At 67.0% G+C, this 22,749-nt stretch carries 23 protein-coding genes; 13 read left to right on the plus strand and 10 right to left on the minus strand.

Annotated elements, in window-relative coordinates; genetic code table 11:
- Positions 1–127: 127 nt before the first annotated feature.
- Complete coding sequence (locus DVH29_RS09160) at positions 128–526, plus strand: tellurite resistance TerB family protein (protein WP_158541618.1); 399 nt, start codon at positions 128–130, stop codon at positions 524–526.
- Positions 527–541: 15 nt separating this feature from the next.
- Here the strand turns inward: DVH29_RS09160 and DVH29_RS09165 are convergent, their stop codons facing one another.
- A complete protein-coding gene (locus tag DVH29_RS09165; protein WP_114645876.1) occupies positions 542–1,321 on the minus strand; it encodes a transporter substrate-binding domain-containing protein in 780 nt (259 codons plus the stop codon).
- A 173-nt stretch (positions 1,322–1,494) separates the two neighbouring features.
- Here DVH29_RS09165 and DVH29_RS09170 point away from each other — a divergent pair, with 173 nt between their 5' ends.
- Together DVH29_RS09170 and DVH29_RS09175 are read left to right on the plus strand one after the other, a co-directional pair.
- Positions 1,495–3,333 carry a glycosyltransferase gene (locus DVH29_RS09170; RefSeq protein WP_158541619.1) on the plus strand — a complete coding sequence of 613 codons (1,839 nt, stop codon included), beginning with the start codon at positions 1,495–1,497 and terminating at the stop codon, positions 3,331–3,333.
- A gap of 57 nt (positions 3,334–3,390) precedes the next feature.
- A complete protein-coding gene (locus DVH29_RS09175) occupies positions 3,391–3,747 on the plus strand; it encodes a hypothetical protein (protein WP_114645878.1) in 357 nt (118 codons plus the stop codon).
- 10 nt (positions 3,748–3,757) lie between these two features.
- On the opposite strand, the gene DVH29_RS09180 is transcribed toward DVH29_RS09175, so the two are convergent.
- On the minus strand, positions 3,758–7,111 hold the full coding sequence (locus DVH29_RS09180; RefSeq protein WP_114645879.1) for a peptidoglycan-binding protein: 3,354 nt from the start codon (positions 7,109–7,111) through the stop codon (positions 3,758–3,760).
- Between the two features lie 209 nt (positions 7,112–7,320).
- Between DVH29_RS09180 and DVH29_RS09185 the strand changes: the two genes are divergently transcribed.
- Both DVH29_RS09185 and DVH29_RS09190 read left to right on the plus strand, forming a co-directional pair.
- Positions 7,321–7,770, plus strand: a complete 450-nt coding sequence (locus tag DVH29_RS09185; RefSeq protein ID WP_114645880.1) for a MerR family transcriptional regulator — start codon at positions 7,321–7,323, stop codon at positions 7,768–7,770.
- Positions 7,771–7,861: 91 nt separating this feature from the next.
- Entirely contained in the window at positions 7,862–8,524 is a 663-nt protein-coding gene (locus tag DVH29_RS09190; RefSeq protein WP_114645881.1) for a response regulator, read from the plus strand.
- Between the two features lie 209 nt (positions 8,525–8,733).
- Here the strand turns inward: DVH29_RS09190 and DVH29_RS09195 are convergent, their stop codons facing one another.
- A complete protein-coding gene (locus DVH29_RS09195; RefSeq protein WP_147276047.1) occupies positions 8,734–10,344 on the minus strand; it encodes an ATP-binding response regulator in 1,611 nt (536 codons plus the stop codon).
- Positions 10,345–10,487: 143 nt separating this feature from the next.
- Between DVH29_RS09195 and mscL the strand changes: the two genes are divergently transcribed.
- Both mscL and DVH29_RS09205 read left to right on the plus strand, forming a co-directional pair.
- Complete coding sequence (mscL, locus tag DVH29_RS09200; RefSeq protein WP_199562560.1) at positions 10,488–10,925, plus strand: large conductance mechanosensitive channel protein MscL; 438 nt, start codon at positions 10,488–10,490, stop codon at positions 10,923–10,925.
- A gap of 331 nt (positions 10,926–11,256) precedes the next feature.
- Positions 11,257–11,892 (plus strand): response regulator transcription factor, encoded by a 636-nt coding sequence (locus DVH29_RS09205; RefSeq protein ID WP_114645883.1) that lies wholly within the window; start codon positions 11,257–11,259, stop codon positions 11,890–11,892.
- Here DVH29_RS09205 and DVH29_RS09210 read toward each other — a convergent pair.
- Positions 11,876–12,361, minus strand: a complete 486-nt coding sequence (locus DVH29_RS09210) for a MarR family winged helix-turn-helix transcriptional regulator (RefSeq protein ID WP_114645884.1) — start codon at positions 12,359–12,361, stop codon at positions 11,876–11,878. The two genes, DVH29_RS09205 and DVH29_RS09210, sit on opposite strands and share 17 nt — an antisense overlap.
- A gap of 80 nt (positions 12,362–12,441) precedes the next feature.
- Here DVH29_RS09210 and DVH29_RS09215 point away from each other — a divergent pair, with 80 nt between their 5' ends.
- The 3 genes from DVH29_RS09215 to DVH29_RS09225 are packed head-to-tail and all read left to right on the plus strand — an operon-like array spanning position 12,442 to position 14,149.
- On the plus strand, positions 12,442–13,149 hold the full coding sequence (locus tag DVH29_RS09215; protein ID WP_114645885.1) for a DUF1428 domain-containing protein: 708 nt from the start codon (positions 12,442–12,444) through the stop codon (positions 13,147–13,149).
- Between the two features lie 8 nt (positions 13,150–13,157).
- Positions 13,158–13,808 (plus strand): glutathione S-transferase family protein, encoded by a 651-nt coding sequence (locus tag DVH29_RS09220; protein WP_114645886.1) that lies wholly within the window; start codon positions 13,158–13,160, stop codon positions 13,806–13,808.
- Positions 13,805–14,149: a VOC family protein gene (locus tag DVH29_RS09225; RefSeq protein WP_114645887.1), complete on the plus strand. Its 345-nt coding sequence runs from the start codon at positions 13,805–13,807 to the stop codon at positions 14,147–14,149. Before DVH29_RS09220 ends, DVH29_RS09225 begins: the two co-directional genes overlap by 4 nt.
- Positions 14,150–14,197: 48 nt before the next feature.
- On the opposite strand, the gene hemA is transcribed toward DVH29_RS09225, so the two are convergent.
- Positions 14,198–15,478: a 5-aminolevulinate synthase gene (gene hemA, locus DVH29_RS09230; RefSeq protein ID WP_114645888.1), complete on the minus strand. Its 1,281-nt coding sequence runs from the start codon at positions 15,476–15,478 to the stop codon at positions 14,198–14,200.
- Between the two features lie 307 nt (positions 15,479–15,785).
- On the opposite strand from hemA, the gene DVH29_RS09235 reads away from it, so the two are divergent.
- Positions 15,786–16,448 (plus strand): YiaD family glycine zipper/OmpA-like lipoprotein, encoded by a 663-nt coding sequence (locus DVH29_RS09235; protein ID WP_114645911.1) that lies wholly within the window; start codon positions 15,786–15,788, stop codon positions 16,446–16,448.
- Between the two features lie 79 nt (positions 16,449–16,527).
- Here DVH29_RS09235 and DVH29_RS09240 read toward each other — a convergent pair whose 3' ends face one another.
- Both DVH29_RS09240 and DVH29_RS09245 read right to left on the minus strand, forming a co-directional pair.
- Positions 16,528–17,202, minus strand: a complete 675-nt coding sequence (locus DVH29_RS09240) for a L,D-transpeptidase (protein ID WP_114645889.1) — start codon at positions 17,200–17,202, stop codon at positions 16,528–16,530.
- Between the two features lie 84 nt (positions 17,203–17,286).
- Positions 17,287–17,622 carry a hypothetical protein gene (locus tag DVH29_RS09245; protein ID WP_114645890.1) on the minus strand — a complete coding sequence of 112 codons (336 nt, stop codon included), beginning with the start codon at positions 17,620–17,622 and terminating at the stop codon, positions 17,287–17,289.
- Positions 17,623–17,826: 204 nt separating this feature from the next.
- Between DVH29_RS09245 and DVH29_RS09250 the strand changes: the two genes are divergently transcribed.
- A complete protein-coding gene (locus tag DVH29_RS09250) occupies positions 17,827–20,133 on the plus strand; it encodes a Tex family protein (RefSeq protein WP_114645891.1) in 2,307 nt (768 codons plus the stop codon).
- A gap of 36 nt (positions 20,134–20,169) precedes the next feature.
- Here the strand turns inward: DVH29_RS09250 and DVH29_RS09255 are convergent, their stop codons facing one another.
- From DVH29_RS09255 to DVH29_RS09265, 3 genes are all read right to left on the minus strand, one after another.
- Complete coding sequence (locus DVH29_RS09255) at positions 20,170–20,490, minus strand: hypothetical protein (protein ID WP_114645892.1); 321 nt, start codon at positions 20,488–20,490, stop codon at positions 20,170–20,172.
- A 99-nt stretch (positions 20,491–20,589) separates the two neighbouring features.
- Positions 20,590–20,919, minus strand: coding sequence for a hypothetical protein (locus DVH29_RS09260; RefSeq protein WP_114645893.1), 330 nt, complete (start codon positions 20,917–20,919; stop codon positions 20,590–20,592).
- 178 nt (positions 20,920–21,097) lie between these two features.
- The gene (locus DVH29_RS09265) at positions 21,098–21,691 is read right to left on the minus strand and encodes a hypothetical protein (protein ID WP_147276048.1); all 594 of its coding nucleotides are present in this window, start codon (positions 21,689–21,691) and stop codon (positions 21,098–21,100) included.
- A 125-nt stretch (positions 21,692–21,816) separates the two neighbouring features.
- Here DVH29_RS09265 and DVH29_RS09270 point away from each other — a divergent pair, with 125 nt between their 5' ends.
- Positions 21,817–22,737: a hypothetical protein gene (locus DVH29_RS09270; protein ID WP_114645895.1), complete on the plus strand. Its 921-nt coding sequence runs from the start codon at positions 21,817–21,819 to the stop codon at positions 22,735–22,737.
- The last annotated feature ends 12 nt before the right edge of the window (positions 22,738–22,749 follow it).

The raw sequence follows: 22,749 nt of genomic DNA on the forward strand, positions 1-22,749 counted from the left end.
AGAAAACCAGCCGGTGTTGCACCAACGCCGGGCAAACGTCAATGCCGATGACGGCGCCCTTGCGTCGGCCAACGGCTATTCCTAGAATCGTCTCCGGACCACCAGCACCGAGGGTGATGTGATGCAGATGTCGGTAACGGACGCGCTCGTCCATATCATGGTCATGACCGCTGTCTCGGACAAGGACGTGACGGAGCGGGAGATGGATCGCTTCGCCGCGCTGATCGGGCGCTGGCCGATCTTCGAGGAGTTCGACATCGCCCGCCTGTCCGAGGTGGCGAGCGCCTGCGTCGAGACCATCAACCGGGCCGGGCTCGATGCCCTGCTCAACCAGATCGCCGAAACCCTCGAGCCGCGCCTGCAGGAAACCGCCTATGCCATCGCGGTGGAGATCGCCACGGTGGACCTCACGCTCAACCAGGAGGAATTGCGCATGCTCGAGATGATCCGCGACGCCTTCTCCATCGACAGGCTGACCACCGCCGCCATCGAGACCTCGGCCCGTATCCGCCACCGCAAGCTCTAGGCGGCTCGGAAGCGCTCAGTAAAAGCTCACCGGGAACCAGCGCAGGTACAATTCGTCCAGCCGGCCCTCGCGCTGCAGGCGGATCAGGGCCCAGTTGAGCGCCAGGCGCACATTGTCGAGCCCGGAGGGGACGGCCATGGCAAAGCCTGCCCCGAACAGGTCGGGCCGGAAATAGGCCTCGCCGGCAAAGCCGCAGCAGTCGGGATTCTCGTTGAGCCAGAACGAGGCCCGCACCGCATCGCCGAAATAATAGCCGATCTCGCCTGCCTCCAGTGCCTCCAGCGCCGCGAAATCGCTCTCGAAGCCGACGATTTCGGCCTGGGGCAGGCTGGTTTCGGCAAGCTCCGCGTGCGGCGAGCCGGCCAAGACGCCCACCCTGCCGCCGATGGCGCCAGGGCGGAAATCCTGCGCGCTGTCCTTCGGGGCGACGAAGCGGGCCGGCAATTGCAGATAGATACGGGTGAAATCGAACCGTTCCGCCGCATCCCGGGTGATGTCGAGCCCGGCGATCAGCGCATCGCCCTGATTGTCGGCCAGCGCATCCTGCGCCTGGTTCCAGGGCCAGGCCTGGATGGTGCACCGCGCCCCCAGCCGCAGGCAGATAGCATTGGCGAGATCGACATGGAACCCGACCAGCCGCCCATTGGCGTCGGCATAGTTGAAGGGAGGGAAATCGTCGGTGGTCAGAAACCGCAGCGCCGGGATTTCGGCCGGATCGAAAACGTCGTCGCGGGCATCGGGGTCCACATGCACCGGCAGGTCCTGCGCCCAGCCTGCCGCCGAAATGACGAGCATTATCAAGAGGGCAGGGAGAAGGGCCAGGTGTCGAGGCACGGGGATGTCCGGGGCCGGGGAGCAGAAGTGGTGTTTATGGCCTATTCGTCCGGCAATTGATAGACTTGTCCCGTTTGGGGGGCAGGATGGGTGCAATATCTCGCAAGGATAGGGCCGAATTTCTGGACGGGCTCGTGGCACCGACCTCCCTGGCCGACCGCGGCGATGAGATCATGGCACGGGCAGAACGATTGCGGGTCGACCCGCTGGCCGTCGCCGCCCATCTCGCCCTGGACGCCCCCGATCTCATCTATCGCCGTGCCGCCGCCGTGCTCGGCCTCGCCTTCGAGGACGAACTGGCCGACAAGCTGCTGACGCTCGAGGAGACCGCCGATACCGACCGGCTCGGGCAGATCGCGAGCTGCCGGGGAGTGCGCGGCGGGCGCGAGGTGCTGTTCTTCACGCCAAGGCTCGACCAGGTCATGGCCCTGCGGGCCGGCATGGGCAGCCATCCGCGCTGGCGCCAAAGGCTGTGCGTCGTCCCGCCGCGCGCCCTGCGCGAGGGACTGGCCGCCGCCAATGCCCAGCTCCTGCTCACCGGGTCGCGCCAGGGACTGTCGCGGCGCTATCCGCTGGCCGGCGCCCATCTCGACCTCCCGCTGACGGTCCGGCTCGGCTTCGTCGCCTTTCTCCTATGCGCCATAGCCGCCAGCGCGGTCACCATCCCGATCCTCCAGCCGTTGCTGCTGGCGCCGGTCGCCATCGCGCTCATCGCGCCATCGATCTTTCGCCTCTGGGCGGCGTTCAGCCTCTCCGATGACGGCGTGTTGCAGGCGAGGGGGCTGTTGGCGGACGCGGCACTCCCCTCCTATGCGGTGCTGATCCCCTTGCGCGACGAGGCCCATATGGTGCGCCAGAGCGCCGATGCCATGCGCAGGCTCGATTATCCGGCCGAAAAGCTCGAGATCATCTTCGTCGTCGAAAGCGCCAGCGCCGAGACCGTGCTGGCGGCGCGGCGCGAAACCCACGATCCCCGCTTCAGCCTGCTGGTCGTCCCCGAGGCGCCGCCCCACACCAAGCCCAAGGCGCTCAATTTCGCTCTGCCGCTGGTGCGCGCCGAGCGGGTGGTGGTGTTTGACGCCGAGGACGTGCCCGATCCGGCGCAATTGCGCCAGGCGGCCACGCTGTTCGCCGAGGACCCCCAGCTCGAATGCCTGCAGGCCGAACTGCGCATCACCAATGGCCACCGCAACTGGATCGCGCATATGTTCGCCGCCGAATATGCCGGACATTTCGGCGTGCTGCTGCCGGCCATTGGCCGGGCCGGCCTGCCCATGCCGCTGGGGGGCACCTCCAACCATTTCCGCACCGCGACCTTGCGCAAGCTGGGCGGCTGGGATGCGTTCAACGTCACCGAGGACGCCGACCTGGGCATCAGGATGACCCGGCTGGGCATGAAGCTGGCCAGCTTTGCCGGCATCACCTGGGAGGAAGCGCCCGAGACGGCGGGAGCCTGGGCCCGCCAGCGCAGCCGCTGGACCAAGGGCTGGATGCAGACCGTCCTGGTCCATTCCCGCCGCCCGGCAAACCTTCTGACCGATCTCGGCTGGAAAGGGCTGTCGGCCTTCTACATCTTCGTCGGCGGCATGGTTCTGGCCATCGCCATGCACGGGCTGTTCCTCGTCAGGACCCTGATGCAATTGCTGGCCGATATCGTTTCGGGCGGCACCCCGGCGCCGCTGACCCTGGCGGGGCTGCTGAGCCTGGTCATCGGCTATTGCGGCGCGGCGGTGGTGAGCGTCGTGGCGCTGGAAAGGCTCGGCCGGGGTGGGCGCCTGATGGTCATCGTCTCCTTGCCGGCCTATTGGCTGCTGGGCTGGTATGCGCTGGTGCTGGCCGCCATCGAACTCATCATCCGTCCCTATCACTGGGCCAAGACGCCCCATATCGGGCGTGGCCTCGCCGGATCGGACGCGCCCCAGGCGCCCGATTTGGAGGTGCAACACCCGTCCCCTACGCATTTGCCGCAATAGGATTCGCCGGGCCGGCGGGGATAGTCTGCGTTTTCCCGAACGTGCTAGCCTTGCACCATGATCTTGCGCCGACTCGATTCCCTTGCCGGGCCTGGTGGCCGCCCCGGGGCGGAACCGGAGGCACGGGCCGAGACCCAACCCGCCCGCAAGACGCGATCCTGGCTCGTCCGCTTCCTCCTCGTGGCGGGGGTCATTAGCATCGTGTCGTCGGCAATCGGCGCGTTCTGGCTGCTCTCGGCGGCGCTGGGGTTCAACCTCGTCGTCACCGCCAGCCTCTATGGCTTCGCGGTCCTCGGCATGACGGTGTTCACTGCGGGGGCGGGCGGCGGTGGGGCGATCTGGCTGGTGCGCCTGCTCGGGCCGGCCCCCGCCGCCCTCCTGCTGTTCTGGGGGCTGGGGGCGGCCGGGCTTTAGCGCCTGCGCGTCAGACCGGCTGGCTGCCGAGGACGGCGAGAAGTCGGGGATTGATTGCCCTGCTTTCGCTCATGCCGGTCGCCGTTTCGAAGCCGGCGATTGCCTCGCGGGTCTTGGGCCCGACGATGCCGTCCGGGGTGCCGATATCGTAGCCGAGTTTGCCCAGCAGCACCTGCACCTGCACGATCACATCGGAATTGGTGATCTCGGGGCCCGGATCGAAGGCCTGGTCCCAGGTGCCGATGGGGGCGAAATTGGCGGCGAGGTCGAATTCGGCGGGCGTCCAGCCGGTGACCTCGTCGTCGAGGGCCACCACCGTGGCGCTATCGAGGGACCGCGCGACATCGTCGCGGGCCGCGGCGGCATCCTGATCGCCGGCCCGTGCGGCCAGCGAGAACCAGACATAGGATTGCTCGAAATCCTGTTCGACCCCCAGGCCGCGCGCATGCAGCATGCCGAGGTTGAACTGGCTGTCGGTCAGCCCGCGCGCGGCGGCCTCCTCGAACCAGTGCGCCGCGGCGGCGAAATCCTGGGTTTCCAGCTCCCCGCCGGCATAGAGCGAGGCGAGATTGTGCATCGACATGCGATTGCCCGCTTCGGCGGCGCGCTGATACCACAGCCGCGCCATCTCCAGGTCGCGGTCGACCCCGCGGCCGTTCTCATAGAGGCTGCCCAGACGATACTGCGCCGGCACGAAGCCCTGCGCCGCCGAGCGCTCGTACCAGGCGGCGGCCTGGGTGAAATCCTGCTCGATGATCGTGCCCTCGGTGAGGATGGCCCCCACCTCGAACTGGGCAAACCTGTCGCCGCTTTCGGCGGCGGTGCGCAGGCCGGCCGGCTCGAGCCCCTCGGGCGCCGAGATCGCCGGCAGGGCCGCCGCCGTCATCGGCTGCGGCGCCGTGAGGCTGGTCGCCGGTGCGGCGATGGACGCGGTCTGCACCGGATCGAGCATCGGCGTGCCGGACAGTGTCGAGGCATCCACCCGCGCGGCGCTGAGGCTGGGCTGCTGCTCGATGACCCGCACCGCCGAGGTCAGTACATCGGCCGGGAGGATGGCCGGGAGGGCGTCGAGCGCGGCGGCATCCATCTCCGGCGCCGGCTCGGCTGCAAGCTCCTCGTCGGCGGCGCTTTGCGGGGCCTCGGGCGCGGCTGCGGCCGGCTGGATCACCGATGCCGATTGCTGCGGGGCGGGAGCGCCGCGATCGAGAAGCAGCGGCACGGCCAGTGCGATGGCGACGACCAGCGCCGTCCCCAGCAGCAGGGCGCGGCGATTGCGGGCCAGAAAGCCGGGGCGGTCGTCCTCGTCCTCATAGTCCGCGTCGTCGGGGGCCGGGCCGGTTTCGATATCGGGCACCGCCGCATCGGGGTAGGGCGCGTCCGCCGCCTCCTCGGGCTGGGCCTCGGATTTCTGGAACCGGGCCAGGGCGCGGCCGATCAGGGATTTGGGCTCGCTCTCCTCGATCTCGGGCTGGCGCGCCGAGCGGCGGGCCGCCTCGATGAAGCTCAGCCGCGAGGCGTTGGAAACCGAAGGGCTGGCGGCTGTGTCGTCGGCCGGGGCGCGGAACGGCGGCTCGAAGGGGTTGTCCCGCCGTCCGGCGGCAAGGCTCGATTGCGGCTTGGCGGGCCGCTCGACGGTTTCCGGATCGATGGCAAAGCCCGGACCGGTCTCGCTGGCCGCCGCTTCGGCCGCGATGAAGGTATCGACCATCTCCTCGACGGTTTCGAGGGGCGGGGCGGCGAGCGGCGCTTGGGGCGCCGGGGCCGGCCGCGCGCTGCCCGTCGCGGGGTCCTGCGGCATCGCGTCGTCGGGCGCCTTGCGCCGGCGCGGCACCGGGATGGCGTCGCTCACGGCCGGCTGGGCGGGCTGGGCCGGCTTGTCCCGCCCATTGAGCATGGCTTCGAGGCGGGCGATGCGGTTGTCCACCTGGGCGATCGACGACTTGACGCCTTCGAAATGCGATTGGGTCTCGCCCGGATCGGCGACAGTGTGGGCGAAGAGGGTGGCGAGGCGGGATTCGAGAGCCTCGAGATCCGCCTTGCCGATGCCGTCCGGGTTGTCGGCCGGCTGGGCGGCAAGCGCGTTGGCCTCCTCGGCGATGCGCCGGGCCAGCGTGTCGAAATCCTCGGCGATCGGGGCCGGCTGCGGCTGGGCGGCGAGCGCCCTGAGCTGCGCGCTGGTTTCCTCCACGCGGCGTGAAATGGCGCGCAGCTGGGTCTCGATGGCGGCCGCGTCGGTGGATTCGGCCGGGGCGGGCATGGTGTCGATGCGGGCTTCGAGCGCGTCGAAGCGCGGGGCGACGGTTTCGGCGATGACGCCGCGCAGCGCCGCGACGCTTTCTGCGAGGATATCGGCCTCGGCCCGGTTGGGAGCCTCGGCCATTTCGATGCGGGCGCTCAACGCGTCGATCTTGTCGAGCAGGGATTCCGGCTCGCGCCGCGCCGCGACAGCCTCGGTGAGCGCGGCCATGTCCTGGCTGAGCCGTTCCACATAGGCCGGTTCGGCCCGCGCCGCTTCCAGCGCGTCGATGCGGTCATAGATCGAACGCACCGAGCGCTCGATCAATTCCATGGACTGCGCCTGGCGCTCCTGGGCGTGGACCGTCTGGTCCATGATCTGGGCGGCGACCTGGGCCGTGGTGTCGGACTGGTGGTCGACCAGCCGCTCGACGGCGGTGGCGAGTTGGTCGATCCGGTGCCCCGTGGCGTCGGCACCGGCTGCCCGGTCCTCGGCCAGAAGCTGGGCCAGATTGCCGATCTGGGCCTCGATGCGGTGGATATGGCCGGTTTCCCCGACCGCCGTGGCCAGCATCTCGATGACGTCGCTGAGCTGGCCGATCTGGTTGGAAATGTCGGCGCGGTTGTCCAGCGATTCGAACCGGGCCACCACATCGGACTCGAACCGGCCGATGCGCTCGCCCAGTCTGTCGAGGGACTGGGCCAGCCCCTGGGTCTCCGATGGCGCAGCCGGTCGCACCGCTTCGAGCGTCGGGCGCGTGGGCCCGGCCTCTGGCGCGGGCTGTGCCGCTGCCGCGCCCTGGCGGGCCCGGATCTGGTTGATGGCATCGACAACGTTTTCGCGCATGGCGGGACGCTCGTCTTCCGAACGGTCGGCCAAGCGCGTCACGGCCTGGCGCACGCTTTTCAGCGCTTCATTGTGGCGGTTGGGCCGCGGGGCGGGTTTCGGGACGGCGGGCGCCGGGGCCGGGACGGGCTCGGCCGGAACGGCGGCCAGCGCCACATGGTCCTCGACCTGGTCGAGCAGGGCGACCAGCTCGTTGCGCAGGCTCTCCCATTGCGCTCCGTCCGACCGGGACGCGACGGTGTGCTGTTCAGGCCAAGCATGCTCAGGATGGGTACGCGCCATGGGTGTTCCCGACTGGATCTGTGTCCACGGCGAGCCAGATGCCGTGTCCGAGAATAGAATCGCTCAGGCTGACTGTTTGGGGATTATGGTAAACATCGCGTTAACCCTGCTCGCATTCTGCATTGATCGGCGCGGCGAATTGGACGATTGCTTGAACTGGCGCCGCGTTCGTGGTGTCCTTGCTTTCCATCCACGGATCATTTGAGCGCATGACCGGTTCGACCCGAGAAGAACGCGCGGTTCGCCGCAGCGAAGGGCCTGCAATCTATACGATTGCCGAGCTGGCCGACGCGTTCTCGATCACCCATCGCACGCTGCGGTTCTACGAGGACAAGGGCATGCTGCGCCCGCGCCGGGTCGGCAACAAGCGCCTCTACACCAATCGCGACCGGCTGCGTCTGCGCATCATCCTCGACGGCAAGCAGGTGGGGCTCACCCTGCGCGAAATCCAGGAATATCTCGACACCTACGATCTGCGTGACGGGTCCTACGATCATCTGCGCCGGGCGCTCGACAAAGTGCATCACCAGCGCCACCTGCTGCAGCAGCGCCGCAGCGCCATCGAGAAATCGCTGGCCGAGCTGGCGCGGGTCGAGGAGATCATCGAGGGCATGCTGGCCGAGCCGCAGGACCCAGACGGGCAGGGCGACAAGATCTAGCTGCCTGATCATTCCGCTTGACGGGCTTGATCGTGCAGCCGAATTTGGGGTTTATCACAGTCACGCCAGTCCGATCGAGTATCCGCGCCCCATGAGCCATCGCATCATCATCGTCGACGACCATCCCCTGTTCCGCGCGGCGCTGCGCCAAACGCTGGAAGCGGCCTATGGCGACATGGTGTTCGGAGAGGCCGGCGACATCGAGGGGCTAAGCGCCGCCCTGGAGCAGAACCGCGATTGCGACCTCGTGCTGCTCGATCTCAACATGCCCGGCGTGCGCGGCTTTTCCGGCCTCTTGCTGCTGCGCGCGCAATTCCCCGACATTCCGGTGATGATCGTCTCCGCCGTCGAGGACGTGTCGGTCATCCGCCGCTGCTTCGATCTGGGCGCTTCGGGGTTCCTGTCCAAATCCGAAAGTGCGGCGCGCATCCGCGAATCGATCGAGACCATACTGGGTGGCGGGCTATGGCTGCCCGAGGGGATCACGCTCGACGGCGATGACGAGCAGACCGAGGCGCTGGCGCGATTGGCCACCCTCACCCCGCAGCAGATCCGCGTGCTGATGATGCTGTCGGACGGGCTGATGAACAAGCAGATAGCCTATGAGCTGTCGATTTCCGAGGCGACGGTCAAGGCGCATGTCTCGGCGATCCTGCAAAAGCTCAACGTCGACAGCCGCACCCAGGCCGTGATCGCCGCCTCGCGGATCGAGCAGGGCCAGTTCACGCAATTGTTCGAGGCTACCGAGGGGTAGGCTGGCCGATGCCATGGCTGGCATAACCGGCTCAGCGTCCCCCCTCATCCGTCTCACCCTGCGGGCGATCCACCTTCTCCCACCAGGGGAGAAGGGAATCCCTGAGGCGCCGCCGATCTTTCCTTCTCCCCTGGTGGGAGAAGGTGGCCGCGAAGCGGTCGGATGAGGGGGCGCTGAGGTGGCGATAAGCAGAACGCAAGCAGCAACACTCAAATCTGCTTGCTCATCTGCGTCAGCAGCGCGCGCAGGGCGGCGGGTTTGACCGGTTTGTTGAGGACCGGCGTGCCCCGGGCCTCGGCCAGTTGCCGAACGGCGGGGGTCTGGTCGGCGGTGACCAGCGCCGTGGGCAGGTGCCCGCCCACGATCTGCTTGAGCCATTCGAGCGCGTCGAGGCCGGAGGTCTGGTCGAGGTGGTAGTCCATCAACACCAGATCGGGCACCCAGCCTTCGAGCATGCCCAATTGCGCGATCTCCTTGAGGGAGGTGGCGGTGCGCACGTCGCATCCCCAGTTCTCCAGCAGCCCCGACATGGCATCGAGGATCGAGCGCTCATTGTCGACGCACAGAACGTGCAGGCCGTTGAACTGGCTGGGCGCGCGCTGGGGCGAGGCCTCCGGCTCGGCCGCCGCCTTGGCCTCGTTCACATGCGGCATGAGAACCGAAAAGCGCGACCCGTGCCCGACCCGGCTTTCGATCCCGAGCTGATGGTCGAGCGCGGCGATGATGCGCTGCACGATGGACAGCCCCAGCCCCAGCCCCGGCGCGATACGGGCGCCCTGTTCGAGCCGGGAGAATTCGGCGAAGATCAACTGGTGCTGGTGCCGGTCGATGCCGATGCCGGTATCGCAGACATCGAGCCGCACCTGGTCGCCGCGCCGCCGGCACCCCACCAGCACCCGCCCATTGGGCCGGGTATATTTGATGGCGTTGGAGACGAGGTTCTGGATCACCCGCGCCAGCAGAAGGCGGTCTGAGCGCACGATCGAGGAGGTGCCCACCACCCGCAGATCGATGTTCTTTTCCGCCGCCAGGGGTTGGAACTCGATCTCGATCTTTTTCAAGAGGTCGAACACGTCGAAATTGGTGCGGGTGACCTTGAGGGCGCCCGAGTCCATGCGCGAGATATCGAGCAGGGTCGACATGATGTCCTCGACCGCGTTGAGCGCCGCGTCGATCGAACTGGCGAGCTCGGCATTGGGCGTCCCCCGTGTCCGCTCGTAGAGCGTCGAGGTGTAGAGCCGGGCCGCGTTGAGCGGCTGCAGCAGGTCGTGGCTGGCGGCGGCGAGGAAGCGGGTCTTTTCGTGATTGGCCGCATCGGCCTTGGCCCGGGCCTTTTCCAGCTCTGCGTTGAGCAGGGTGAGCGCGCGGGTGCGGTCGTTGACCCGCTCCTCCAGCGTATGGTTGACCTGTTCGAGCGCCGCCTCGGCCTGGGCGCGGTCGGTGACGTCGGAAAACGAGATGACGAGGCTGTCGTCGCGCAGGCGGCTGGTATGGATCTCGAGCTGGTTGCCGGCCATGTTGGAGCGCCGGGTGAGGGTGGTGGGCTGGCTCGAGACCAGCCGCTTGCGCTGGTCGGCGAGGACCTGCGGCGTGCCGGGGCCCAGATCGCCGCGCTGGCCGAGAAACAGCAGGATGTCCTCGATCGGCGTGCCCGGAACCGACAGCGCGGGCGGCAGGCCCAGGCCGGCCCGATAGGTGAGGTTGGACATGACCAGCCTGAGCGCCGGGTCGAACAGCGCGATGCCATAGGGCAATTGATGGACCGCCGCGGCGATGGCCGCATTCTCGTCGGGCAGCGGCGGGAGCGTATTGGCTGGCATGACGGCTCCGTTGCGTTCCCCTTTGGTGTTGGTGCATGGCGCGCCAAAGTCAAGCCATTCCAATGGACAAGGACGGGGAATCGGGGCTAGCGTCGATGCTGCCGGATCAAGGGTGGCCGGTGGAGTGGGAGACGCGCATGTCGCTGATCAAGGAATTCAAGGAATTTGCCATCAAGGGCAATATGGTGGAGCTGGCCGTCGGTATCGTCATCGGCGCCGCCTTCACCGCGATCGTCAATTCGATCGTCAATGACATCTTCATGCCCGTGGTGGGCCTGATCCTTGGCGGGCTGGATTTCTCCAACCTGTTCATCGTCCTGTCCAACCCTGAGGGGATCGCCGTTCCGTCACTGGCCGTGGCGCAGGAGCGGGGCATCGCGACCCTCAATATCGGGTTGTTCATCAACGCGGTGGTGCAGTTCACCATCGTGGCCGTCGTGCTGTTCATCGTCATCAAGCTGATCAACAAGCTGCGGCGGGAAAGCGCGGCCGAACCGGCGCCGGAAGTGCCGCCGGCGCCGCCACGCGAGGAAGTGCTGCTCACCGAGATCCGCGACCTGTTGAAATCGCGTACGGTGTGAGGTCTGCGCCACGGCGCAAGGACTTTAGACCTAACATGCCAGGGGAGAATGCGGCGGCAACCGCTGCGTTCTCCCCGATTTTGCGGGAGTCAACCCGCCATAAGTAGTTTTTCGTATTGTCAAAATCCAAAACTAAGAAGATAGTCCTATCAGTAGGTAGTCGGCGGTAAGCAGATATTCGACCTGCTGATTTGGCTATCTCAATGCGATTGCCGGTTCCCTCGAAAGAGGGGTCGCCGGGTGCCGGGGGGCGCCTGATCGCATCAACTGGCAGGGCCGCGCCGGATGTATCGATCGCGGGCGGCATCTGCCATGTGTCAGGAAGAGGGCCATGAACAGTGAAGTTTCCTATCGTCTTTTTTTCAATCGCGACCGCTTGGTCCATATCGTGGATGGCGATATGCCCACCTGCGAGTCCCTCGAAGGCGCGTTCCGCGCCGAAGGGTTCCAGACCGCGATCCTCACCGAGAGGGACGCGTTCGTCGCTCGTCTGAACCAGCGGCGACCCGATGTGGTGGTGCTCAATTCCCGTCTCGACGGCGAGGACATGCTGCCCGCGCTCAAGGGCATCAAGGAAATGCGGGCCGGCATCCCGGTCTTCATGATGACCGAGTCGCCCGATATCGACGGCACGGTGGAGGCCATGCGCCTGGGGGCCAGCGACGTGTTCGTCAAGCCCGTGGATTCCGAGCGGGTGGTGCGTGCGGTGCGCGAGGTGTTGCGCCGCGACGTGCATTTCACCCCGGGGCCGGAGGGCATGGGGGACGTGGAGATCCGCGGCTTCGGTCAGCTCACCCCGCGCGAGCGCGAGGTGCTGCAGCTGATCGCCAACGGTCAGTCCAACAAGGAGGCAGGGCGCGAGCTGGGCATCTCCCCGCGCACCATCGAGGTGCATCGGGCGCGGGTGATGGAAAAGCTCGGGGCCCGCAACACCGCCGACCTGATCCGGATCATTCTGACGAGTTGACGGCGGGAGCCTGGACGTTGCCCGTCAGCGTTTCGAGCTGACGGGCGAGGTCCGGCGTGTCCATGGCGGCGAGGTGCCGGTCGAGCTCCGCATGGGTGCGGACCCAGATCGGCATGGCGTCGGCCAGCGTGGCGAGGCCGGTATCGGTCAGCCGTACCCGCCGGCTCCGCCGGTCCCTGGCGTCGATGTCCAGCGCGACGAAGCCACGGCGCTCCAGCGGCTTGAGATTGGCGGTCAGCGTGGTGCGGTCCATGGCGAGGAGCCGGGCCAGCGATCCCATGGTCGGCGGCTCGGGGCGGTTGAGGCCCATGAGCAGGGAAAACTGCCCATTGGTCAGCCCGGCCGGCCGCAGCGCCTCGTCGAACCGACGCCCCAGGGCGCGGGCGGCCCGCTGGGCGGCGAGGCACAGGCAATGATCCCGGACATAGAGCGTGGTTTCGTAAGGAACGGGACGGGGATGGTTTGACATGGCCCTATTGTGTTGATATCAACTTAAATGTCAACCTGGCGGCGGCGAGGGCGCCGGCATCATGCAAAGGGAGCCTCTCCATGACCTATGTGATGGGATTCGTCGCGGCCGTGCCCACGGCCAACAAACAGGCCTATAAGGATTTCGCCGAGAGTTCGGTGGAGTATTTCAGGCGTTTGGGCGTCACCCGCATGCTCGAAGCCTGGGGCGATGACGTGCCCAGGGGCGACGTCACCGACTTCTATCGCGCCGTGGCGGCCGAGGACGGGGAGGCGATCGTCTATTCCTTCCAGACCTATCCCGACGCCGCCAAGGCGGCCGAGGCCAATGAGAAGATGATGAACGACCCGGAGATGGCGGCCATGGACATGCCGTTCGACGGCGCGCGCATGATCTATGGCGGCTTCGAGACCATTGCCGAGGCGTCGGGCGAGGGCCGGGCCGGCTATGTCGAGGGCTCGATCATCGCCGTGCCGGAAACGGCGCGCGCCGCCTATGCCGATTACGCCGAAAAGCTCGGCAAGCTGTTCATCGCCCATGGGGCGGCGCGCAGCGTCGACGCCTGGGGCGTGGACGTTCCCGATGGCAAGCGCACCGATTTCCGCCGGGCCGTCGCCGCCAAGCCCGGCGAGGCGGTGGTGTTCGGCTGGATCGAATGGCCGTCCAAGGCGACCCGCGACACGGCCTGGGCCGCGATGATGGACGATCCCCTGTTGCAGGAGGAGAGCGCCGGCGCCGATGAAGGGCGCCGCGTGTTCGGCGGCTTCGTTCCCCTCCTCGATCGCTAGGAGCGAAGATGGCTGCTCCCATCATCCTTACCACCTATGACTGGGTCCCCAAGGGGCCACGCGGTTTCGTGCGCGACCTGCGGGTGCGCTGGGCGCTTGAGGAGGCGGGGCTGGCCTATGCGGTCAGGACCACCCCGTTCGAAAATCGGGGCGCCGAGCATTTCGAGCGCCAGCCCTTCGGGCAGGTCCCATTCATCGACGATGACGGCATCAGGGTGTTCGAAAGCGGCGCCATCCTGCTGCATCTGGGCAAAAAGAGCGAAACGCTCATGCCGCGCGATCCGCAAGGGGAGGCCGACACCACCCAATGGGTGATCGCCGCGCTCAATTCCATCGAGATGGTCAGCGTGCCCTGGTGGTTCATCCGCGCGCCCGACAAGGACGACAACCCGCTGGAGGGTTGGCTGCGCGATCGCTTCAAACGGCTCGACGCGGTGTTGAGCGGGCGGCAATGGCTGGCCGCGTCGCGCTTCACCATCGCCGATCTGCTGATGGCCGATGTGCTGCGTGTCCCGAGAAAGCTCGGAGCGCTGGACGGCTTTGCCAGCCTCATTTCCTATGTCGAGCGCGTCACGGCCCGCCCGGCCTTCCTGAAGGCGGTCGATGACCAGATGGCCCATTTCGCCGCCGGCGATCAACACCGCACGAGGACACCATGAACATTCAGGGACTGTTTGCCGTCGCCACCGTCGCCGACATGGCGCGGGGAGAGGATTTCTATACCCGGCTGCTGGGACGCGGGCCCGATGACCGGCCCATGGAAGGGCTGATCCAGTGGCGTCAGAGCTATTTCGGCATCCAGTTGTTCGAGGATGCGGCACGGGCCGGGCGCAGCCGGATGACCATCGTCGTCCCCGATATGGCCGAGACCCGCGCCCAGTTGGCCGGGCGGGGGCTGACCCTCGAACCCGAGATCAACGGCGATTTCGGCAAGATCGCCCAGATCTACGATCCGGACGGCAATCAGGTGACGCTTGCCGAACCGCCAAAGGGCATGTGATCAGGGCAAGAGATGAGCGGGCCAGGCGGTTGACCTGGCCCGATCCATTCAGCCGCCTACGGTCGGCAGGGTCAGATCGCCCACGATGAGCTTGCCTTCCATCAGCCGCGACATATCGAAATCGCGCGGCAGGTCGAGCTGGCGCCACACGGCGATCAGCGCGTCGCACAATTCGGCGATCATGTCGTCGGTGTGGTAGGGCGTGGGCGTGATGCGCAGCCGCTCGGTGCCCTTGGGCACGGTGGGATAGTTGATGGGCTGGATATAGATGTTGTGCCGGTCCATCAGCATGTCGCTGGCCGCCTTGCACAGCCGGGCATCGCCGACGATCAGCGGAACGATATGGGTCTCGGTGGGCAGCACCGGCAGGCCCGCCTCGGCGAGCACGCGCTTGACGCGCGCCGCCTGGCGCTGCTGGCCTTCGCGCTCGACGCTGGAGACCTTGAGGTGCTCGATCGAGGTGCGGGCCGCCGCGCACAGGGCCGGGGGCAGGGCGGTGGTGAAGATGAATTCGGGCGCATAGGAGCGCACCGCGTCGACGATCGCCTTGTTGGCGGTGATGTAGCCGCCCATGACGCCGAACCCCTTGGCCAGGGTCCCTTCGATGACGTCGATACGGTCCATCAGCCCGTCGCGTTCACAGATGCCGCCGCCGCGCGGGCCATATATGCCCACCGCATGCACCTCGTCGATATAGGTCATGGCGTTGAATTCGTCGGCCAGGTCGCAGATCTCGGCGATCGGGGCGATGTCGCCATCCATGGAATAGACCGATTCGAAAACGATCAGCTTTGGCCGCTGCTTGCCCGCCGCTTCGAGCAGCTCGCGCAGATGCTTGAGGTCGTTGTGGCGGAAGATCTTCTTTTCCATGCCCGACTGGCGCACGCCCTGGATCATCGAGGCGTGGTTGAGCTGGTCGGAGAGGATGAGGCAGTTGGGGATCAGCCGTGCGATGGTCGAGATCGACGCCTCGTTGGAAACGAAGCCCGAGGTGAAGACCAGCGCCGCTTCCTTGTGATGCAGATCGGCGAGGGAGCGTTCGAGCTCGACCAGCGGGCGGTTGGTGCCCGAGATGTTGCGCGTGCCCCCGGCCCCCGCGCCGAGCTTGCCGGCGGCTTCCTGCATGGCGCCGATCACCTTGGGGTGCTGGCCCATGCCCAGATAGTCGTTCGAGCACCAGATGGTGATGTCGCGGGCATTGTCCGCGCCATCGCGATAGACGGCGTGCGGAAAATGTCCGGCAACGCGTTCGAGATCGGCAAAGACGCGATAACGTTTTTCGACACGCAGGGCGTCGACGGCGTCTTCAAAAATGCCGCGATAATCCATGAGGCCAACTCCAGTGACGCAACCGGTCCACCGAAGCGTGCGGCAAGACCTTTGCGCATCGTCAAGTCTTCCATGCGCTTCGTTGCGGCGCATTGGCTGTTGCGGCTCCGGGGAGCCATTTGCGTTTTCTAGCAAATCTTGAGGCCCGATGTCATTGCCAAAAAAATGGCGCGACCCGATGACGCGAGCCCGCGCCCGGTTGCGGCCCCGAGGTCTCTGGCATAGACTCCCCGCCACCACGAAGCCGCCGCAATTTCTCAGCATGGAACGCGGCACGATTGTTTCCAATGACGCGGGTGATTTTTCCATGAGAACGAAGGCTATCGCTTTGACCGCCGTTGCCGCCATGGTGCTGGCAGGCTGCTCCACCAATCCCTTCACCGGGGAAACCCAGCTTTCCAACACGGCGGGCGGAGCCCTGCTGGGGGCTGGCGGCGGTGCCGTTGGCGGTGCGCTGATCGGTTCGGCCATGGGAGACGGCCGCGTTGGCGCCCTGATCGGCGCCGGTATCGGCGCCCTGGCCGGCGGAGCGGTCGGCAATTATATGGACCAGCAGGAAGCCCAGCTGCGCGCCAAGCTGCAGGGTTCGGGGGTTTCGGTCACCCGCGTGGGCGACAACATCATCCTCAACATGCCGTCCAACGTCACCTTCGGGGTGGACCAGTCCAACGTGCAGCCCCAGTTCCAGGGAACGCTCGAATCGGTTGCGCTGGTGCTCAAGGAATACAACCAGACCCTGGTCGACATTCTCGGCTATACCGACTCCACCGGCTCAGCCAGCTACAACCTGACCCTGTCGCAGCAGCGCGCCACCTCGGTCGCCCGCACGCTGAGCACCTTCGGGGTCGATTCGCGGCGCTTTTTCGTCGAGGGCCGTGGCATGACCAACCCGATCGCCGACAATTCCACCGAAGCCGGGCGGGCCCAGAACCGGCGCGTGGAAATCCGCATCATCCCGATCCGCAGCTGATCGGAACTACCATTCTCAAAACGAAAAGAGGCGCGCCGCTGGCCGGCGCGCCTCTTTTTCATTGGGATGGGGAGCGGTCTCAGACCACGATCAGCGTCGAGCCCGGGCGGACGCGATCGGCAAGGTCGATGACGTCCTGATGCAGCAGGCGCACGCAGCCCGAGGAGACCGCCGTGCCGATGGTCCACACTTCGGGCGTGCCGTGGATGCGGTAGATGGTGTCGCGATTGCCCTGATGGATATAGAGAGCGCGGGCGCCCAGCGGGTTGTCGAGGCCGGGAGGCTGGCCATGGCGCCATTTTTCGAGTTCGGGCTGCCGGTCGATCATGTCGCTGGGCGGCGTCCACACCGGCCATTTGCGCATATAGGCGATATGCCCGCGCCCCGACCATTCGAAGCCGGCCCGGCCCAGGCCGACGCCATAGCGCATCGCCATGCCGCCGTCCTCGACGTGATAGAGATAGAAGCTCGAGGTGTCGACGATCACCGTGCCGGGCTTTTCCACCGTGGGATAGGCGACGCGCTGGCGATAATAGCGCGGGTCGAGATAGCGCAGGTCGACCGCTTCGAGGGGGAATTGCTCGTCGTAGCGCGCCGCATACATGGCGACCACATGGGCGGGGATCGGGGGCGGCAGCGTGGCCGCGGGAGCCGTAGGCGTGGCGCCCATGGTGGTGCAGCCGGCGGCGGTGAGCGCCAGCAGGCTGGCAGCGCCCGCCATGAACCCGCGTCTGGTATAGATGGCTTCGGTCATTTCGGTCTCGTTTCAAAAGCGCGCGCAGCATGGCCCATGGGGCAAAGCCTGACGCGGTGAACAGGGAAAAGCGGGAGGGGCGCCTCAGGCGCGTGGCGGAGGATGGTCGAGTTCGGGGGGCTGGCTCTCGCCGACCGGGAATGGTTCGAGGTGCGGCCAGCCCGGCCCGGTGTCGGGCCGCGCCGTGGCTTCCGTCTCGACGAGGGTTGCGTGCACAGGGCACCCGCCGGGCACCAGCAGCCCGCTCCCGAGCTGCTTCCAGCAGCGGCTGGTCTTCTGCCCGGTCTCGAACGGATCGGCCGCGGTCGGATCGATGCACATCGCGCCCACGCCGGCAGGCGCCGGGGCGGCGGCGGCGAAAGAGGCCGAAAGCAGCACGAGGCCGAAAGCCAGCATGACGATGGGCAGGTAGCGGATCATGCCCCATCCGATAGCGGTTCAATCATGGCGCGAAAAGGGCAAGCCCCGGTCACGGGAGAGTGAGCGGGGGGCTTGGCGCCGCCGGTGTTGCCGGTTGGCCACATTTCCGCCGCGCCGGGGAGGCTGTGGATCACGGACGCAAATGTTTGCCAGCGCCGCCACCCCACTCTAATCTCCGCTCCGATTCAACGCTGCCGGAAGCCCATGACCGACATCACCACCGCCATTGCCGCCCTGATCGCCACCGAAATCGCCGCCCGGACCGACCAGGTGACCTCCGCCATCGCCCTGCTCGATGGTGGCGCCACGGTGCCCTTCGTTGCCCGCTACCGCAAGGAGGCGACCGGCGGACTCGACGACGCGCAATTGCGCACCCTCAACGAGCGGCTGGGCTATCTGCGCGAGCTCGAGGCGCGGCGGAGCGCCATCCTCGCCTCCATCGAGGGCCAGGGGAAGATGACCCCCGAGCTTGCCACCCAGATCGCACGGGTCGCGACCAAGTCCGAGCTCGAGGACATCTACCTGCCCTATAAGCCCAAGCGCCGCACAAAGGGCGAGATCGCGCGCGAGCGCGGGCTCGAGCCCTTGGCCGATGCCCTTTTCGCCGATCGTTCGCTCAATCCGGCCCGGGAGGCGGAGGCCTATCTCACCGACGCGGTGCCCGATGCCAAGGCGGCCCTCGACGGCGCGCGCGACATTCTCGCCGAGCGCTTCGCCGAGGATGCCGATCTCATCGGCAGATTGCGGGCCCATATGGAGGCCAAGGCGCTGCTGCGCGCCCGGGTAGTCGAGGGCAAAGAGGAGGCAGGCGCCAAGTTCTCCGACTATTTCGACCATGCCGAGCCCTGGGCGAAAGTGCCGGGCCACCGGGCGCTCGCCATGCTGCGCGGGCGCAATGAGGAGATATTGAGCGTCGATCTGGAGCTCGATGCCGACGCCGAGGGCAAGTACAAGCCCGCCGAATTGATGGTGGCGCGCCATTTCGACATACGTGCCGATGGCGGGCCGGCCGACCAATGGCTGATGGAGGTGGCGCGCTGGAGCTGGCGGGTCAAGCTCTGGCTGCACCTGTCAGTCGACCTGATGGGGCGGCTGCGCGAGCGCGCCGAGGAGGAGGCGATCACCGTCTTCGCCCGCAATCTCAAGGACTTGCTGCTGGCCGCCCCGGCCGGCAACCGGGCCACCATGGGGCTCGATCCCGGCATCCGCACCGGGGTGAAGGTCGCCGTGGTCGACGCGACGGGCAAGGTGCTCGATACCGCGACCATCTACCCCTTCCAGCCCCGCAACGACGTGGAGGGAAGCCGCGCCGTGCTGATGGCGCTGGTGGCGCGCCACAAGGTGGAGTTGATCGCCATCGGCAATGGCACCGCCAGCCGCGAAACCGAGCGGCTGGTGACCGACATGCTGGCCATGATCCCGGCCCCCAAGCCGATGAAGGTTGTGGTGAGCGAGGCCGGGGCCTCGGTCTATTCGGCGTCGGAAACCGCCTCCAACGAACTGCCGGGGCTCGACGTCTCCCTGCGCGGCGCAGTCTCCATCGCCCGCCGGTTGCAGGACCCCCTGGCCGAACTGGTCAAGATCGAGCCCAAATCGATCGGGGTCGGGCAATACCAGCACGATGTCGACCAGTTCCGCCTCGCCAGGGCGCTCGACGCGGTGGTCGAGGACGCGGTGAACGGGGTGGGGGTCGACCTCAACATGGCCTCGGCCCCGCTGCTGGCCCGGGTCTCCGGGCTGGGGACGGCGCTGGCCGAAGCCATCGTCGCGCACCGCAACGCCAATGGCGCCTTCGCCTCGCGCAAGCAATTGCTGGCCGTGCCGCGCCTCGGCCCCAAGGCCTTCGAGCAGGCGGCCGGCTTCCTGCGCATCCGCGACGGCGCCGAGCCGCTCGACGCCTCTTCGGTCCACCCCGAGGCCTATGGAGTGGCGCGCAAGATCGTTGCCGCCTGCGGCCGCGACATCCGCACCCTGATGGGCGACAGCGCCGCGCTCAAGGCGCTCGACCCGCGCGCCTTCGTCGACGAAACCTTCGGCCTGCCCACGGTGCGCGACATCCTCGCCGAGCTGGAAAAGCCCGGCCGCGACCCGCGCCCCGAATTCAGGACGGCGAGCTTTGCCGAGGGCATTGAGGAGATTTCCGACCTCAAGCCCGGCATGATGCTGGAAGGGACGGTGACCAATGTCGCCGCCTTCGGCGCCTTCGTCGATATCGGCGTGCATCAGGACGGGCTGGTGCACGTCTCACAGCTCGCCGACCGCTTCGTCAAGGACCCGCACGAGGTGGTCAAGGCGGGCGACGTGGTGAAGGTCCGCGTCACCGAGGTCGACGTCAAGCGCAAGCGCATCGGGCTTTCCATGCGCCGCGACGCCACCCCGCAACCTTCCGACGCGCGGGCCGAGCGCAACGCTCCGCCCATGCGACAAAAGGGGCGGCCCTCAGCCCCGCCACCGGCCGGACAGGGCGCCATGGGCGCCGCGCTGGAACGGGCGCTGAAGAACCGGCGCTGACGCGGGGGAGCGCGCCCGAAGGGGGGCGGTTTCCCCTCAGCGGCGCTGGGAGATGTGGACCAGATAGCCCAGCCCGAAGCCGACCAGGGCGGCGACGGTGAGCACCGTTCCGACCCCGGCCGGGGCCTTCTCCATGGCGCGGCCCAGCACATCGGCGTCGTGGCGCATATGCTTTGCGGCCCGGTGCGCGTTCTTGCGGGCCCCGCGCCAGAGATCCTCGGCGTCATCGGCCAGATCGTTGAAATCCACCCCGTGACGGGCCAGCGACTTGGAAACCTGGTCGATCTGTTTGCGCAAGTCCCGGACCTGATGGTCGAGCGATTTGCCAATTCCGTCAGTAATGCCGAAATCTGCCATGGCTGAACTCCATTGATGAATGGACGTAGAACGACAAGGCGCGCGGCAGGTTCCACCCGGCGAGTGCAACTCCGTAAAGACCCGCACCACGTGCCCCGCTCAGAATGCGGTTTCGGCCGGTGGGAGGGCGTTGCGATAGGCGCCGAGGCAGACAAATTCCGCGATGTCCCGATGGGCCCGCGGGAAGGATTGCGACGCGCGGCGGCAGGCCGCGTCGGTATCGGTGTCGACCTGGGCATCGACCAGTCCGAAATAGCAGGCGATCTTGTAGCGATTGGCCATCGCCTCGGGCACGTCGGGGCGCAGGGCCTGGACGGCGAAGGCCTCGCAGCGATTGATGGCCTCGAGGCTGGACAGCCCTTCGGCATGGGCCGGGCCCGCGCCCACCCCCATGACGAGACTCAACACACCGGCAACCAGAACGCGCATCGCCAAACCCTTCCGCACAACGATGCACTCAAGCCCAAAACGCCGAGGCGCTCAATCGCCCGCGCGCCTCGTCCTGCTTGGAGCCGGCCTCGTGTTGCGCAACTGCCGCAGATTGGCGGCCAGCATCGGACTGAAAAGTGTATTCACGGTTTTCGGAAAATCCGATGCGCAACAAAAATTAGAGCGGTGCGCAGGCGCCGGGCAGGATGGTGTCGATGCTGCCCTGGGCGGGGGCGAGCGCCGCATCGGTAATGGCCAGCGGCCGGAAGGGCGGGGTGGCCTGCACCGAGGGCTGGGCCAGACTCAGCGTGTAGCACCCGGCATAGCTCTCGATGCTGCCATCGGTCATCGTCGCCTCGAGCGCCACGGGAATAGTGTAATAGACGGTGCCGGCCGCGCCCTCGGTGGTTTCCGCGCCGACCAGCAATTGCACCGATTCGGTGTCGGTATAGCCTTCGGCGAAGGCCTCGAAGGCGGCCTGTGCCGCCTCGGGTTCGGCCATGTCCCCGGCGGTGGCGAAATAGGAGAAGGCCCGCAGATATTCCATGCGGTTGATGGCGTTATAAAGGGATTCGATCACGGCAGCGGCGGTCGAGCGGTCGTCGTAATAGGGATTGTCGGGCACGGTCTCGTCCCCGCCTTCAAGGCCGTCCGGCACGAAGAGCGGGTCGCCGATCACGATGTCGGGCGGCGCTGCGGGGTCTTCCTGCGCCAAAAGGGGGCCGGCAAACAACAGGGCGATGGCCGCGAGACCGATAGGGGCAATATGCATCGACATTCTCCTTTGCCCTCGTCAACGCATGACCGCCCGCAACGTTGCCCATAGCCTTGCCGCAAAGTGTTTGGCGATGCTAGCATTGTCGCGATTTGCGGGGGAATGACGATGCGGAAAGCGTTTTGATCGCGCGGGGCGTATTGGCCTTGGGGCTCGCCATGGGGGTGGCCGGCGGCGCGTCGGGGTTCGAGCTGTCCGTGGGCGCGAGCCTCAAGGGCCAGACCGAGCGCCTGTCCCTGAGCCATGACGCCTCCTTCGTCGATCCGATCCTGGGCAATCCGACCAGCCTGCTCGAATACGGCTCCGCGTCCAGCATCTGGGCCGAATTATCCCTCTCCGGGCGCGACATGGCCGAGAGCGGCCTGTGGTTCGACCTCGCCGCTGCCGTGCCGCTCACCGGCTGGGGCAATTTCGACGATTACGATTATCTGGCCGGCCAATTGGTATTCTCTCATACGAGCAGCGGCGTGGCGATCGGCGAGGGGCTGACCGGCGCCTTGCGCGTCCCCATGCCGTTCCTGGGCGAGTTGCGGCAGGACAATCTGGCCATCCGTCCCTATCTGACCGCAAGCATGGAACGCCGGACGCTCAGCGCCACGGGCCTTTCCTGCGGCGTCATCTGCGGTCCGCTGCCCGCCGTGCCATCCGACCTGCCGGTCATTAGCCATGATCTCTCGGGCTGGCAGGCCGGCGCCGGGGTGTGGCTGGCTGTCGAGTTGTCGCAGACCCAGACGCTCGACGTCCATGCCGAACTGGTCGGCGGACGGCTCGGGGTCAGCGACACCCATTTCCTGCGCACCGATCTGGGGCCTGCCCCCCACATCGCCTATGATTTCGCCACCCTCGGGGTGCAGGTGCGCGCCGCCTACACCCATGCGCTCACCGACGCCCTGGCCTTCACCGCCGCCGCCGGCGGCAGCCTCCGCCGCGGCACCGGCACCGCTACCTTCGGCGCCTCGCTCCCCAGCCCCATCGGCACCTTCGATGCGGATCTGGTGCAGATGTCCGGCACCCTATCCCTCGGCCTGCACGCCACGTTCTAGCCTCGGCAGGGG

It is taken from the genome of Pelagibacterium lacus (assembly GCF_003345525.1).
In the GTDB taxonomy this organism is placed as follows: Bacteria; Pseudomonadota; Alphaproteobacteria; order Rhizobiales; family Devosiaceae; genus Pelagibacterium; species Pelagibacterium lacus.

What these genes read in the sequence shown, in the direction of transcription:
- DVH29_RS09265 (WP_147276048.1), bottom strand. Translation starts at nt 21,691, where the DNA reads ATGCATATTGCCCCTATCGGTCTCGCGGCCATCGCCCTGTTGTTTGCC.
- DVH29_RS09160 (WP_158541618.1), top strand. Translation starts at nt 128, where the DNA reads ATGTCGGTAACGGACGCGCTCGTCCATATCATGGTCATGACCGCTGTC.
- DVH29_RS09245 (WP_114645890.1), bottom strand. Translation starts at nt 17,622, where the DNA reads ATGATCCGCTACCTGCCCATCGTCATGCTGGCTTTCGGCCTCGTGCTG.
- DVH29_RS09220 (WP_114645886.1), top strand. Translation starts at nt 13,158, where the DNA reads ATGGCTGCTCCCATCATCCTTACCACCTATGACTGGGTCCCCAAGGGG.
- DVH29_RS09165 (WP_114645876.1), bottom strand. Translation starts at nt 1,321, where the DNA reads ATGCTCGTCATTTCGGCGGCAGGCTGGGCGCAGGACCTGCCGGTGCAT.
- DVH29_RS09240 (WP_114645889.1), bottom strand. Translation starts at nt 17,202, where the DNA reads ATGACCGAAGCCATCTATACCAGACGCGGGTTCATGGCGGGCGCTGCC.
- DVH29_RS09205 (WP_114645883.1), top strand. Translation starts at nt 11,257, where the DNA reads ATGAACAGTGAAGTTTCCTATCGTCTTTTTTTCAATCGCGACCGCTTG.
- DVH29_RS09215 (WP_114645885.1), top strand. Translation starts at nt 12,442, where the DNA reads ATGACCTATGTGATGGGATTCGTCGCGGCCGTGCCCACGGCCAACAAA.
- DVH29_RS09185 (WP_114645880.1), top strand. Translation starts at nt 7,321, where the DNA reads ATGACCGGTTCGACCCGAGAAGAACGCGCGGTTCGCCGCAGCGAAGGG.
- DVH29_RS09260 (WP_114645893.1), bottom strand. Translation starts at nt 20,919, where the DNA reads ATGCGCGTTCTGGTTGCCGGTGTGTTGAGTCTCGTCATGGGGGTGGGC.
- DVH29_RS09175 (WP_114645878.1), top strand. Translation starts at nt 3,391, where the DNA reads ATGATCTTGCGCCGACTCGATTCCCTTGCCGGGCCTGGTGGCCGCCCC.
- DVH29_RS09250 (WP_114645891.1), top strand. Translation starts at nt 17,827, where the DNA reads ATGACCGACATCACCACCGCCATTGCCGCCCTGATCGCCACCGAAATC.
- DVH29_RS09180 (WP_114645879.1), bottom strand. Translation starts at nt 7,111, where the DNA reads ATGGCGCGTACCCATCCTGAGCATGCTTGGCCTGAACAGCACACCGTC.
- DVH29_RS09255 (WP_114645892.1), bottom strand. Translation starts at nt 20,490, where the DNA reads ATGGCAGATTTCGGCATTACTGACGGAATTGGCAAATCGCTCGACCAT.
- DVH29_RS09225 (WP_114645887.1), top strand. Translation starts at nt 13,805, where the DNA reads ATGAACATTCAGGGACTGTTTGCCGTCGCCACCGTCGCCGACATGGCG.
- DVH29_RS09210 (WP_114645884.1), bottom strand. Translation starts at nt 12,361, where the DNA reads ATGTCAAACCATCCCCGTCCCGTTCCTTACGAAACCACGCTCTATGTC.
- DVH29_RS09235 (WP_114645911.1), top strand. Translation starts at nt 15,786, where the DNA reads ATGAGAACGAAGGCTATCGCTTTGACCGCCGTTGCCGCCATGGTGCTG.
- DVH29_RS09195 (WP_147276047.1), bottom strand. Translation starts at nt 10,344, where the DNA reads ATGCCAGCCAATACGCTCCCGCCGCTGCCCGACGAGAATGCGGCCATC.
- hemA (WP_114645888.1), bottom strand. Translation starts at nt 15,478, where the DNA reads ATGGATTATCGCGGCATTTTTGAAGACGCCGTCGACGCCCTGCGTGTC.
- DVH29_RS09190 (WP_114645881.1), top strand. Translation starts at nt 7,862, where the DNA reads ATGAGCCATCGCATCATCATCGTCGACGACCATCCCCTGTTCCGCGCG.